Annotated in this window: 10 protein-coding genes; 9 read left to right on the forward strand and 1 reads right to left on the reverse strand. The window is 66.3% G+C overall.

Translation table 11 applies throughout. The features are described from left to right. The 9 genes from G5A46_RS13065 to G5A46_RS13105 form a co-directional block, all read left to right on the forward strand. Nucleotides 1-397: hypothetical protein (locus tag G5A46_RS13065; protein WP_204318756.1), on the forward strand; the 397-nt coding region annotated here is incomplete at its 5' end. Between the two features lie 385 nt (nucleotides 398-782). Then, nucleotides 783-2,684 (forward strand): BapA/Bap/LapF family prefix-like domain-containing protein, encoded by a 1,902-nt coding sequence (locus G5A46_RS13070; protein ID WP_163850012.1) that lies wholly within the window; start codon nucleotides 783-785, stop codon nucleotides 2,682-2,684. A 244-nt stretch (nucleotides 2,685-2,928) separates the two neighbouring features. Further along, nucleotides 2,929-3,816, forward strand: coding sequence for a BapA/Bap/LapF family prefix-like domain-containing protein (locus G5A46_RS13075; RefSeq protein ID WP_163850013.1), 888 nt, complete (start codon nucleotides 2,929-2,931; stop codon nucleotides 3,814-3,816). Continuing rightward, a complete protein-coding gene (locus tag G5A46_RS13080) occupies nucleotides 3,806-5,077 on the forward strand; it encodes a TolC family protein (RefSeq protein ID WP_163850014.1) in 1,272 nt (423 codons plus the stop codon). Before G5A46_RS13075 ends, G5A46_RS13080 begins: the two co-directional genes overlap by 11 nt. A gap of 89 nt (nucleotides 5,078-5,166) precedes the next feature. Further along, the gene (locus tag G5A46_RS13085; protein WP_163850015.1) at nucleotides 5,167-7,302 is read left to right on the forward strand and encodes a type I secretion system permease/ATPase; all 2,136 of its coding nucleotides are present in this window, start codon (nucleotides 5,167-5,169) and stop codon (nucleotides 7,300-7,302) included. Next, entirely contained in the window at nucleotides 7,299-8,474 is a 1,176-nt protein-coding gene (locus G5A46_RS13090; protein ID WP_163850016.1) for a beta-barrel domain-containing protein, read from the forward strand. Before G5A46_RS13085 ends, G5A46_RS13090 begins: the two co-directional genes overlap by 4 nt. A gap of 124 nt (nucleotides 8,475-8,598) precedes the next feature. After that, nucleotides 8,599-9,948, forward strand: coding sequence for a type II and III secretion system protein family protein (locus G5A46_RS13095; protein WP_163850017.1), 1,350 nt, complete (start codon nucleotides 8,599-8,601; stop codon nucleotides 9,946-9,948). Next, nucleotides 9,945-10,487 carry a CpaD family pilus assembly lipoprotein gene (locus G5A46_RS13100; RefSeq protein WP_163850018.1) on the forward strand — a complete coding sequence of 181 codons (543 nt, stop codon included), beginning with the start codon at nucleotides 9,945-9,947 and terminating at the stop codon, nucleotides 10,485-10,487. Before G5A46_RS13095 ends, G5A46_RS13100 begins: the two co-directional genes overlap by 4 nt. 8 nt (nucleotides 10,488-10,495) lie before the next feature. Then, complete coding sequence (locus tag G5A46_RS13105; protein WP_163850019.1) at nucleotides 10,496-10,969, forward strand: TadE/TadG family type IV pilus assembly protein; 474 nt, start codon at nucleotides 10,496-10,498, stop codon at nucleotides 10,967-10,969. A 2-nt stretch (nucleotides 10,970-10,971) separates the two neighbouring features. On the opposite strand, the gene G5A46_RS13110 is transcribed toward G5A46_RS13105, so the two are convergent. Beyond that, nucleotides 10,972-12,663, reverse strand: a complete 1,692-nt coding sequence (locus G5A46_RS13110; RefSeq protein WP_163850020.1) for a pilus assembly protein TadG-related protein — start codon at nucleotides 12,661-12,663, stop codon at nucleotides 10,972-10,974. Nucleotides 12,664-12,894: the final 231 nt, after the last annotated feature.

Below are 12,894 nucleotides of genomic sequence, written 5' to 3' on the forward strand. Positions count from 1 at the left end.
GGGCGACGGCCGTCTCGGCGGGCTGACTGGTGTCCACGCGCTGCTGGGCGGCGTCCTCGGGGGCGAGGATGGCCTGCTGGGCGGCGTGACTGGCGACAACGGCCTTCTCGGGGGTCTGACCGGTGACGACGGTCTGCTGGGCGGTGTCCTCGGGGGCGAGGATGGCCTGCTGGGCGGCGTGACTGGCGACGACGGCCTTCTCGGTGGCCTGACCGGTGACGACGGTCTGCTGGGCGGTGTCCTCGGTGGCGAGGATGGCCTGCTGGGCGGCGTGACTGGCGACGACGGCCTTCTCGGTGGCCTGACCGGTGACGACGGTCTGCTGGGCGGTGTCCTCGGTGGCGAGGACGGACTGCTGGGCGGTCTGTTGGGCGGGGATGGCGGCCTGCTGGGCTGATCCGACGCGCCCGAAAAGGGAAGCCTCTTGACGGGCCGGGGAGTTCGCTCCCCGGCCCGAACCGTTTGGGAGCATCGGTGCCAAACGCGGGTCGGGACAAACACCTGTCAACAATCACCTGTCTAGCTACGGATTATCCGCACCCCGTCACCGATCCGTGGGAGAAGCGCCATTCCCTGCGAATCCACGACGCAAGTCTTTGCTTTTCTTGCAGCTTCCCCGGCCCGTCCGGGGATTTTCCGTTGCCATATCCATAGGCGTGTATAAAGTATCAAAAGTATGTATAACGCACCAAAGGCGGTGAATCGGGTGGAGATCCCAATGCGTCGCCAGGAGCCAGTTCAATCTTGCCCGCCCGCGGGAACCGGATCAAAGGAAGTCAGACATGAGCGTCACCCAATTCACCGCGGAAAGCCCCTCGGTCTTTCGCATCAACGCCACGCAGAGCGAGATCAGCCAATACGTGAAACGTGGCGATGATCTGGTCGTGCGGACGATCAACGGCGACGAAGTCCAGATTTCCGACTTCTACCTGCAAGGTCCGGACGGAGAAGTCAGCTCTCTCCTGCTGGCGGATGACGTGAACAGCGGTGTCAGCGGGGCCAGCACGACGGACGGCCGCGTCACCGGCGCGACCTTCTTTGACATGATGGAAGACGAAGAGGTCCTGGCCGCCATGGGCATCGGCCTGGGTGGGATCGGGGCTGTGGCCTCCAGCGGCGACAGTACCGACCCGACGGACCCGACCGCGCCGACGACCCCGACCACGCCGACAACCCCGACAACGCCGACCACGCCCACGCAACCGACGACCCCTACGGAGCCGACGAATCCGACCCAGCCCACGCAGCCGGAGGAGCCGGGCCAGGGCAGCGTCGTGGACGACGTGACCGGCGGACTGACCGACACCGCCAACGATGTCGAGTCGGAACTCGACGAGATGCTTCAATCGCTCGGCGATGGCGATCTGGCGGGCGTGGTCGACGGTGCGCTGGATGTGGTGGGCGACCTGTTGGGCGAAGGCGGCCTGATCGGTGGCGTCGAAGACGGTGTCGATCGGCTGCTTGACGGGTTGGACAGCGGGCTGACCCAGTTGACAGATTCGCTGGGCGAAGGCGAAGTCCTGACCGGGGCCGGCCACTTGCTGGGCGAAGTGGTTGAAAACCTGTTGGTTTCGGATGTGCCCGAGTCCCCCGAAGGCCTGTCGGAACAGGTCACCGCAGGCCTGGCCACCGGCGGTGCCGATCTGGCTGCAGGGCTGGAGGACGGGCTGGCCGCGCTGGACCAGGGTGATATCGGCTCTGCCGTCGACACGCTGCTGAGCGGCACCACCGATGCCCTGCTGGGCGATGGCGCGATCGTGGACGGCGTGCTGAACGGGGCCGACGACCTGCTGGGCGATGTGTTGGCCGGCGTGGACGGCGCGCTTGGTGAAGTGTCCGACGGCGACCTGGTCGGCGCGCTGGAACAGATCACCGATGGCCTGCTGCAAGGATTGGTCAACGTTGGCACCCCGACTGTGGACGGCTCCGACGGCCTGCTGTCCGACATCGGCCTGCTGGACCCGCTGCTGGGTGACGACGGCCTTCTGGGCGGTGTGCTGGGTGACGACGGCTTGCTGGGCGGTGTTCTCGGTGACGACGGCCTGCTCGGCGGTGTCCTCGGCGACGGCTCTCCGCTGGAGATCGTGACCGGCGAGGAGGGTCTGCTGGGCGGCGTCCTTGGGGACGAAGGTCTCCTCGGCGGTGTGCTGGGTGACGACGGCTTGCTGGGCGGTGTTCTCGGCGACGGCTCTCCGTTGGAGATCGTGACCGGCGAGGAAGGTCTTCTGGGCGGTGTCCTTGGGGATGAAGGTCTGCTCGGCGGTGTGCTGGGTGACGACGGCTTGCTCGGCGGTGTTCTCGGCGACGGTTCTCAGCTGGAGATCGTGACCGGCGAGGAAGGTCTTCTGGGCGGCGTCCTTGGGGATGAAGGTCTGCTCGGCGGCGTGCTGGGTGACGACGGCCTGCTGGGCGGTGTCCTCGGCGACGGTTCTCCGCTGGAGATCGTGACCGGCGAGGAAGGTCTTCTGGGCGGTGTCCTTGGGGATGAAGGTCTGCTCGGCGGTGTGCTGGGTGACGACGGCCTGCTGGGCGGTGTTCTCGGCGACGGTTCTCAGCTGGAGATCGTGACCGGCGAGGAGGGTCTTCTGGGCGGCGTCCTTGGGGACGAAGGTCTGCTCGGCGGTGTGCTGGGTGACGACGGCTTTCTGGGCGGACTGATTGGCGGACTGGAGGTCGATGCCTGACGCAGAGCGGGCCGGTTCGCCCGGCCCGCGCAGACTTTCGGTGGGGGCCGGGCAGGGCTGACGCGGATCGTGTCAGCCCTGTGCTGAACCGCGTCGGCATATACGCCTAAAGTGTGTAAGGCGCGCACTTGGAATCAGCGATAGGACGTGGTTAATGTCTATGTGGTATCGTAAGTCTGTATCGCTACCATAATTTGATTTTTCGCGGGTCGTTCGGTCCGGGCTTTCGGGAAGGTATTGGCACATGGTGGAAATTTTCACGATCGGCCGGGAGGACGGCGACGCCCCCGCCAGGCAGGAGGGCACGGAGGTCAGCCTGCCCGGACCCTCGGACGTCTATTTCAGCCCCGCAGCGCCTGGTATCGCCTTTTATCAGAAGACCGGCGCGGACCTGACCGTCACCTTGCTGGACGGGACCGAGGTGCGGATCGCGGATTTCTTCGTCATCGGCGCCGACGGGAGCTACAACCGGCTGTTGGACGGGCCCGCAGGGCAGGAAGAGATCAGCGGCCTTGTCGCGCCGGAACCGCTGCGCCCGGTGACGGAGATGGCAGAGGCCATTGTGGTGGAGGAAACGCCCCCCGCCACGGCGGAAGATTCCGCCACGGCAGACGAAGAATTCCCCACCACGCCGCCCGCCGACACCGTCGCGCAGGGCGATGTGATCGACGTGGGCTACACCCCCTCCACGCCCGAGGCGACCGGGGATCTGCCGCCGGTCGAAGCGGCCTCCGGGGGGGGGAGTTTCTTTGGCGCGGGCTCCGACCAGCTGTTGTTCGGGGTGGCGGGCGTTGGCGTCACCGGGCTGTTGTACAACGAGTGGGTGGATGACGATGACGGCGGATCGCAGACCGCTTCGGCAGCCTCGACCACGGCCATTGCGATGGACCCGGAGGTCGCCGTGCTGCTGGGAGAGGCCTCCGAGGACGACACCGACCTGTCGGCGCTGACCGAAAGCGGCGCGCCCGAAACACAGGAATTTGCCCCTTCCGCAACCGGCTCCGACTCGACCGGCGATGCGGGGGCGATTCTTTCCGACCAGCCCGGCGGGGATGATCCCGGCGCCGGGTCGTTCGACCTGATCGCGGGGGGGATGCTCGACGGTCTGGTTGGGACGGCTGATGTTCTGTGACCTGCGGATCGTCCTGCGCGCGCCCCTTTTCACGCTTGTCTGCCTGACCTCCGCCCTGTCGCTTCTCCCGCAGGGCGGACAGGGGCAGAGTCTGGGACGCGCCGTTCTCCTCGGCGCGTCCCGCGACCCGGAAGTGGCGGCGCTGCGGCAGGACGTGGCGCGCGAGACGTCGAATATCGAGATCGAGAAAGACGCCCGCCGACCGCAGTTCAGCCTGTCTGGCGACGTGGACGAAGACGAAGGTTACGATCTGGGGATCGCGGTCACCGTCTCGCAATTGCTGTTCGACTGGGGGCTGTCGCAAAGCCAGATCGACGCCGCGACCGCCAACCGGGTCAAGGTGGTGGCCAACCTGAAAGCGGCGGTCGAAGACCTGACGCTGGAAATCGCCGAGCTGTATTTCGACCTCGACACCATTTCGCGCAAGATGCGGCGGACGGTGGATTACGTGGCCTTTGCCCGGCGGATCGCCAAGTATTCGGCCGACCGCGTGGTCGCTGGTGTGGCGGGCAATGCCGAAACGTCGCGGGCGCGGCTGGAGATCGCGCGGGCGGAACAGCTGATGTTCCAATTGGAGAGTGACCGGCAAAATGCGCTGGCCGAGCTGGAATACAGGCTGGGACCGACCAGCGGCGCCAAACCCGCGCCGCCGCGCCTGTCGTTCATCGATGCCTTCGCCTCCAGCCGCAACGTGATCGAGGCGGTGATGAATGCGCCCGAATACATCGCCGCGCGGGCTGATGTCTCGATCGCGGAGGCCGGTGTGCGCGCGGCCAAGGCCAGCCGCAAACCGACGCTGAAATTGCAGGCGCAGGGGCGGCAGGATCTGACCGGCGGGCGCGGGCGCTCCGGTTCTGTCGGGCTTACCGCTGGGGTGGACCTGACCTCCAGCGGGTTCCGGGGCCGGGCGGTGATCGCGGCGGAACAGAGCCTGCGCGCGGCGGTGCAACGCCTGACCGGGGTAGAGCGTGACCTTCAGAACGAGGCGCGGTTCTACCGGCAGAACCTGCGCGCGCTGACCGTGTCGGCGCAATCGCTGGCCGGGCAGGTGGGCGACGCCCAGAAGGTGCTGGACGATTACGAACAGCAATTCGTCGTCGGCCAACGCGAACTGGTCGATCTGCTGTTGACCGCGCGGGATCTCTACGATGCCGAGATCGAGGAAATCGACACCCGCCACGAATTGCTGCGCACCGAATACGAAGCTGCCCATTCGGTGGGGATGCTGGGCACGATGCTGCTTGGTACGCAGGGAAATTAGATTGCCATACTAAAGACGTATTCGTTACATATCTAAAGATAACGCATTTGGGGGCCGCGCTGCGGCCGCGAGTTTCAGGGATGGCAGGCATGGCGCGGGACAGGGCAGGGGACAGGCTGGTCACGGGATTGGTCGCATTGTGCCAGGCGCATGATGTCGAGGCCTCCGCCGCGCGGCTGACCGACGGGGTGCCGCTGCGCGCGGGCCGGCTGGACATGGCGCAGGTGCCGCAGGCGCTGCGCCGGGTGAACATGGGTGGCCGCGCGTTGGATGTGGCGCTGGCGGATCTGTCGCCCTATGCGCTGCCGGTCCTGCTGTTGACCCGCGATGGCGGCAGCCTGGTCCTGGAACAGTTAACGCGCGACAGCGCCACGGTGATCCTGCCCGAAACGGGAAGCGGCCGCACCACCCTGACCCGCGCCGAGCTTGAGGAAACCTATCTGGGCCGCGCTGTGATGGCCAAGCCGCTGGACGTGGTCACGCCCCGTGTCGGCGACATGGCGCGCGGCAAGGACCGGCACTGGATCCTGGGCCCGGTGCTGGACAATTGGGCGATCTATCGCGACGTGTTCATCGCCGCGTTCATGGCCAATGCGTTGGCAGTGCTGACCGCAATCTTTGCCATGCAGGTCTATGACCGTGTGGTGCCCAACCAGGCAATGGATACGTTGTGGATTCTTGCCAGCGGCGTCGGATTGGCGATCGTGCTGGAATTCCTGCTGCGCATCATGCGGGCGCGATTGATAGATATCTCCGGCCGGGATCTGGATTTGCGATTGTCGGCGCAATTGTTTCACAAAGTCGTCAATCTGAAATTGTCGCATCAGCCGAAATCGGTGGGTGTGTTTGCCAACCAGGTGCGGGAATTCTCCTCGGTCCGGGAATTCTTCACCTCGCAAACGGCGGGGACGATTTCGGACCTGCCATTCGTGGTGATCTTCATCGCGGTGATGGCTTTCATCGGCGGGCCGATCGCGCTGGTCGTGCTGACGGGTGCGGTGATGATCATTCTACCTGGGATTGTGTTGCAGAAGTACCTGGCCCGGATGTCGCGGCAGAACACCCGTGAGGGGTCGGCGCTGAACGGCCTGCTGCTGGAGGCTGTCGGATCTCTGGAAACGGTCAAGGCCGCGCGCGCCGAAAGCCGGTTGGAGCGCGCCTATGGCCAGCTGACGGCAACCATGGCCGCCTCCTCCATCCGGGCGCGGCAGGTGACGACGATGCTGACGCAGGGCGCGTCCTCGGTGCAGCAGATCACCTATATCGGCGTGATCATCACCGGGGTCTACCAGATCGGCGCCGGCAACCTGACCGTCGGCAGCCTGATCGCCTGTTCGATCCTGACCGGGCGCACCCTGTCGCCGGCCACGCAGGTCTGCGGGCTGCTGGCGAAATGGCAATATGTCCGCTCGGCCATGGAGGCGCTGGACAGCATCATGAAGATGCCGGTGGAGCGTGACAACAGCCGCCATTACGTGCGGGCCGACCGGATGCAGGGCGCTTATGCGCTGCAAGACGTCACCTACAGTCACGACCCTGAACAGGGTGACGCCGTCGCCATCGCCGGATTGCAGATCCCGGCCGGGCAGAACGTCGCCGTGATCGGCGGCAACGGCGCGGGCAAATCCACGCTGCTGCGCCTGTTGTCGGGGATGCTTGAGCCGCAATCGGGCGCCATCACCCTGGACGGGCTGGCGCTGCACCAGGTCGATCCGATCGACCGGCGGCGGCAGATCGGCTACCTGCCGCAGCAGGTCGCATTGTTTCAGGGCACCTTGCGAGACAATCTCTGCCTGGATCATGGCCAGCACGACGACGCGGCGCTGTTCGCGGCACTGGATGCCGTCGGGCTGGGGCCGCATGTGCGCAAACATGTGCGCGGACTGGACCTGCGGCTGGAAAGTGGCGGCAATGTCTCGGGCGGGCAGAAACAGGCCATCGGTCTGGCGCGGCTGATCCTTCAGGATCCGCGCATCGTGATCATGGATGAACCGACCTCGGCCTTTGACAATGTGAACGAGCAGAAGGTGATCACCTTCCTGTCCACCTGGCTGGAGGGGCGCACCGCGATCATCTCCACCCACCGCAAGGAGCTGCTGGCGTTGACCGAACGCGCCGTGGTGCTGAAGGACGGTGCAGTGCTGCATGACGACAGCCTGAACCACATTCTGGCGATGGCGAAACGGCCCGCCGCGACCGCCAGCAACATCAAGGCCGTGCCATGACGGAGGCCACCGACAGGCTGCTGGCCGATCTGGACGGCAATTACCGACGCCAGACCCTGCGCGCCGCGCGGCAGACCATCTGGCTGGTTTGCCTCACCCTGCTTGCCGCGATCATCTGGGCCTCGGTTGCGCAGATCAACGAGATCACGCGCGGTGCCGGGTCGGTCATTCCGATGCGCCGGATGCAGACGATCCAGAGCCTTGAAGGCGGGATCCTGTCCGAACTGACGGTGCGGGAGGGCGATATCGTCTCCGAAGGCGACCTGCTGGTACGGATCGACAGCACGCGCTTTCGTTCGGCCTATCTGGAGACGGAGGTGGAGATCGAGACGCTGCGCGCCGAAATCGCCCGGCTGGAGGCGGAGGTGCTGGAACAGCCCGACATTGATTTCCCTTCCGATCAGACCGATGCGACCATGCGCAACGAACAGACCCTGTTCCGCGCCCGCCGGCAAAAGCTGGAGGACGCCGTGCAGGCGCTGGAGGACGAACGCGCCATCCTGCAAGAGCAGATCACCGTCACCACGCCACTGGCGGAGGCCGGATCGATCAGCAAGACGGACCTTTACAAGCTGCGCCAGAACTCCGCCAACCTGTCCGGCAAGATCGCGGAGCTGCGCAATGCCTATGTGCAGGAGGCCTATGACGATCTGGTGGACAAGAAGGCGCGGCTGGTCTCGCTTCAGCAGGTGCTGGTGCAGCGCAAGGACCAGCTGGAGCGGACGGATATCCGCGCCCGTGTCTCGGGGCGGGTCAACAACGTCAACATCAACACCATCGGCGGCGTGGTCCAGCCGGGCGAGCCGATCATGGAAGTGACGCCGATCGACGATCAACTGCTGATCGAGACGAAGGTCCTGCCGCGCGACGTCGCCTTTGTCACGCCGGGGATGCCGGCGAGCGTCAAGATCACGGCCTATGATTTCTCGGTCTACGGGGATCTGCGCGGCACCGTGACCCAGATTTCCGAGGACACGGTGGACGAGGAAGGGCCGAACGGCACGCAGGCCTATTACCGCGTCATGGTGACGACGCAGAAAAACTATCTTGAGGCCGGCGCGGAGCAATATCCGATCCGGCCGGGCATGATCGCCGACGTGGATATCGAGACGGGGCAACGCTCTGTCCTGGGGTATCTGCTGCGGCCGCTGCTGCGCGCGCAATTGCGTTAGACGGCGCCGCCGGGGGGCAGGTGCCTTGGGACAGAACCGGGGGGTGACGGGGATGAATGCGATGGACCAGAGACAGTGTCCGGAAGGACGAAAGCGGCACATACGGACGCCCGCGCCGCAAGGAATGACGAGGCTGGCGTGGCCCGTGGGAGACCGGGCGCGTTGCGCGGGCTGGTTGGCGCTGGCCGCACTGCTGACGCTGTTCGTCCTGCCGGGCATGCCGCGCGCGCAGGAAATCACCACCGTCGATGACAGCGAGATCCATCTGACCCTGTCGGAAGCGCAGTTCCTGCGTCTGCCAGCCCCCGCGACGGCGCTGTTCCTGTCAAATCCCGGCGTGGCGGAAATCGACCTGCAAACCGCGCGCTACATCTACATCATCGCGAAATCCGTCGGTGAGACCTCGCTTTTCGTGCTGGGAGAGGACGAGACCCCGATCGTGCAGACCACGATCAGCGTGTCGCTGGACGTGGACCGGATGGAACGCGCCGTGCGCCGTGCCATCAGCGGCGGCGACATCGCCATCACGGCGGTGGAGGGCGCGATTTTCCTCAACGGGCAGGTCGGCACCCCCGAGGATCTGCAAACGGCGGAGGATCTGCTGGCCGGGCTGGCGGGGCCGGGTGCGGTGGTGGTCAATCGCCTGGAGGTCACGCAATCGGCGCAGGTGAACCTGCAAGTCCGCATCGCCGAGGTGTCCCGCACCGTAAGCGAGGATCTGGGCCTGCGGCTGGGCCGGTCGGGTGCCACCACGATCACCCCGCCCGGCAGCCTCACCGATGGCGGCTATTCGGTCAACGTGGCGACGGGGGGCGGCAATATCAACGTGTTGCTGGATGCGCTGGCGGGCACCGGGCTGGCCACCATCCTGTCAGAGCCGAACCTGACAGCGCGGTCGGGCGAGACGGCGAATTTCCTGGCCGGCGGGCAATTGCCCTACCGGGTCGGCGAGACCGAGGACGACACCCGGATCGAGTTGCAACCCTATGGTGTGGAACTGGAATTCACCCCCGAGGTCAGTGACCGCGGCCGGATCGAGATCCGCATAAATACCCGTGTGCGGGAAATCGACAGCTCGGCCGCGGCGTCCTCTTCCATCGGGCCGGCACTGACCGAACGCAGCGCCTCCACCACTGTGGATGTCGGCAGCGGCCAGAGTTTCGCCATCGCCGGAATGTTCCAGAGCACGACGGACCAGGCGCTGAGCGGGCTGCCCGGCCTGGTCAACCTGCCGGTGATCGGCGCGCTGTTCCGCTCCTCCCGCTATTCGCGTGGCGAGACGGAACTGGTGATCATCGTCACCCCCTACCTTGTGCGGCCGGTCGATCCGGCGGAGGTTTCGACCCCGCTGGATCATATCGACCGGGTCAGCGGCGGGCTGGAGCAATGGGGCAGCGGACAGCTGGTCCGACCGGGCAAGGAAACCCGGTCAAGGGTCCGCATCAACGGCGGCGGAGGGTTCAAGCTGCAATGAAACAGATACGTGCGATTGCCCTGATCCTGCCACTGGCCCTGGCCGCCTGCGCGGCCCCGCCGCCCCCGCAGGGCGCCGTGGACCGGCTGCGCCCGCAGCTGGCGGAGGCGGTGCACAGCTACCGTTTCAACGAATGCTCCGGTTCCATCCCCGAGGCGGAGCAGACCCGGATTCGCCATTTTCTCGGCTCTCTTTGGCTGACGCCGCAGGATGTGATCGTCGTCAGCCTGCCAAAGGGGCGCAACGCCACCCGCGATGTGCAGCGCCGCCGGACCATGACCGCGCTGCTGACCGGAACGCCTGCGCAGCTGCGCTTTGTCGCCGACCGCGATTTCCGCGACGACTGCCGTTCCGAAAGCGTCGGGATGCTACGGGTGGTGCGGGTTCTGGAGGTGGGGACCTCCTGCCACGCGCGGGAAACGACGGGCGGCTGTGCCTCCGCGCGCAACCTCGCCGCGATGATGGCGGAGCCGTCGGATTCCTTCCTGCCCCGGCCTGGCGGCGGCTTGCGCGGGTCCGGCGTGGTGGGCGCGCCATGAGACGGATCATGTCAACATGTCTGGCGCAACGGATGGCCCGTGGCCTGGGCCGTGCCGCGCGCCGGTTCGCCCGCGACGATCGCGGCTCGATGACCATCGAGTTCCTGATCATGTTTCCGATCCTGCTGTTCTTTCTCTTCTTCATCCTGGCGGTCAGCTATTATCTGGGCACCGCCAGCGACGTTCAGCAGGCCGCCCAGACCCTGGCGCGGTCTTCCATCGGGGTGCTCAGCCGTGACGCGGATGCCGACGTCTGCGCCACGCTGACCAGCGACATCCTGCCCGACGTGATCGAGCAGAGCCCGCTGCTGGAGCTGGAGAACGTCGTCTTTGCCGCCAGTTGCACCGACCAGCCGGCCGAGGACGGCAGCGTGACGATCAGCCTGACCTACGACCTGGCCGGTAGCACGCTTCAGGCCTTTGGCCGCAATGCCGGGTTCTCCTTCACTCAGATCACCCGCAGCGCCAGCATCCGGATGTAACCTCAGTTCACCAGCGTCACGCTGGAAGGCGTGCCGCAATCGAACCCGGTCACGATCAGCTCGGCGCGGGCGACGTCGATCCCCAGCAGCGTCAGCAACTGCTCCGCCACCATGTCCAGCCCGACAAGATCCGCCAGCAGTCCGGTGACGATATCCAGCGCATCGGCCAGCTCTCCCAGGATGGCGCCGATCGTGCTCAGCAGCCCGTCCAGCGTGCGGATCACCACATCCAGAAGACACCCAAGTCCCAAAAGCGTCTGGCGGCATCGTTGGTCGCGTTGCGCCTGCAACGCGGCCTGTTCGGCCTCCTGCGCGTCCTGCTCTGCCTCCAGGTCGCTTTCGACGCCGCGCAGCAGATCCGCCAGTGTCGCGCTGACGCCGGAAAGCGAAATCAGCGAGGGCAGGGGGACCGGCTGGCCCAGCTGGTCCAACCGTACCTCCACGGTGCGGGTCAGGGCGCTGGTCGGCAGCACGGCGGGTGGTTGCAGGGCCTGGGTGTCGCCGATCGCATCGGCCAGCCCCACATTGATCCCTAGAGAGGCGGGCGCAGTCAGAACCTCGAAGGTCGCCAGGATGTCCTCCGGAGCGCTTGCGGCGCAGTTCAGATCGACCAGCGTCGCGACAGCATCGGCGGCAGAGAGCGAAAGGCCGACATCCAGCAGGCCCAGGGCGTTGGCGGTCAGATCAACGCCGACCTGCGACATCCGGGCCTCCAGCGGCTCTTCCTGCTGCGGGGAAACCACAAAGCTGACCGGATCGCGAACCAGCCCCAGCGACAGGTCCACATCCGCCAGCGGCGCCAGGTTCAGCCCGGCGCTCAGGCTGATCGCCTCGCCGGTGCCCAGGCCGGACAACCCGATCGAGGCCACCAGCAGATCCAGCGCGTTCACGTCGATGTCGCCCAGGATCTCCTGCGCGTTCAGGTTCAGAAGGTCGGGGGCCACCTGCACCAGATCGCCCAGCAGCAGCGGCGCCGCCGGCAATGTGGCGGGGATCGCCGCCGCCGGGATCAGCCCCGCCCCGGCCTCTGCCGCGACGACATCTGCGGCGGTCAGGCGCAGCGCCAGCGCATCCGCCACCGTCATCGCGTCAAGATCGACCCCGCTGCCCAACACCCCCTCCAGCCCGATGTGACTGCGCGCCAGCCCCTCGTAGCCCACGGCCGACAACGACAGGCCCAGCCCGCCCGGCCCCGCGATCCCGTCCAGCACAGGTCCCAGCAGCGCACTGTCGCGGGTGTCGACGCTCAGCAAGGTGTTGCGCAGGGTGAACGACAGGACAGAGCGGCGGGCCGAGGCCACAGCTTGCCGTTCGATCCGGTAGTCGTCACCGGTGACCAGCGGCGCCAGCAGAAGCGTCTGCCACGGCGCGCGCACCGCCACCTGCACGGCATTCACCACCCCCGGCGCGGCCTGGTCCGGCGCCGCCACGAACCCGGTATCGGCGGCAAAATTGCCCAGCACGATATCCGCGTCGCGCAGCGGGTCGGCCCCGTAGCGGTCATTGGCAGCGGCCACCGCACGGGCGACGCTGCGCGCCCGGCCGGGATCGGAGAGGTGGCGCGCGGCGCTGTGCGCGGCCAGGTCGGCCTGGCCCTGGGCATGGGCCTTCTGCGCGTTCAACAGGGCGATGTCGGTGCCCAGGGCGCCGATCAGCATGATCGCGGGGATCAGGATCAGCAGCAGGATCGTCATCGCGCCACTCTCCTCATGCGTGTAGCGCCGGAGAATCCGTCGGAGCGAATCGCCGGGTTTGGAGCGCTGGAGGGAGGCGACCCCTTCGGGGTGGGGAGCGGGCGAAAAGGGGAGAGAGATCGGGGCGCTCATTTCATGACCGTTCGTAAGGGGGGCGTGCAAAAAGGGTTGTGTCATTAGGCGGTATCATAACCGTTGGAGACTTGTGCTAGAACCGAATTCTGGAATAAT

This window comes from Pseudooceanicola aestuarii (assembly GCF_010614805.1).
GTDB classification, from domain to species: Bacteria; Pseudomonadota; Alphaproteobacteria; order Rhodobacterales; family Rhodobacteraceae; genus Pseudooceanicola; species Pseudooceanicola aestuarii.

Excerpts from the sequence above, each read along its gene's own strand:
- G5A46_RS13070 (WP_163850012.1), top strand. The coding sequence starts at position 783 with ATGAGCGTCACCCAATTCACCGCGGAAAGCCCCTCGGTCTTTCGCATC.
- G5A46_RS13075 (WP_163850013.1), top strand. The coding sequence starts at position 2,929 with ATGGTGGAAATTTTCACGATCGGCCGGGAGGACGGCGACGCCCCCGCC.
- G5A46_RS13080 (WP_163850014.1), top strand. The coding sequence starts at position 3,806 with ATGTTCTGTGACCTGCGGATCGTCCTGCGCGCGCCCCTTTTCACGCTT.
- G5A46_RS13085 (WP_163850015.1), top strand. The coding sequence starts at position 5,167 with ATGGCGCGGGACAGGGCAGGGGACAGGCTGGTCACGGGATTGGTCGCA.
- G5A46_RS13090 (WP_163850016.1), top strand. The coding sequence starts at position 7,299 with ATGACGGAGGCCACCGACAGGCTGCTGGCCGATCTGGACGGCAATTAC.
- G5A46_RS13095 (WP_163850017.1), top strand. The coding sequence starts at position 8,599 with ATGACGAGGCTGGCGTGGCCCGTGGGAGACCGGGCGCGTTGCGCGGGC.
- G5A46_RS13100 (WP_163850018.1), top strand. The coding sequence starts at position 9,945 with ATGAAACAGATACGTGCGATTGCCCTGATCCTGCCACTGGCCCTGGCC.
- G5A46_RS13105 (WP_163850019.1), top strand. The coding sequence starts at position 10,496 with ATGTCAACATGTCTGGCGCAACGGATGGCCCGTGGCCTGGGCCGTGCC.
- G5A46_RS13110 (WP_163850020.1), bottom strand. The coding sequence starts at position 12,663 with ATGACGATCCTGCTGCTGATCCTGATCCCCGCGATCATGCTGATCGGC.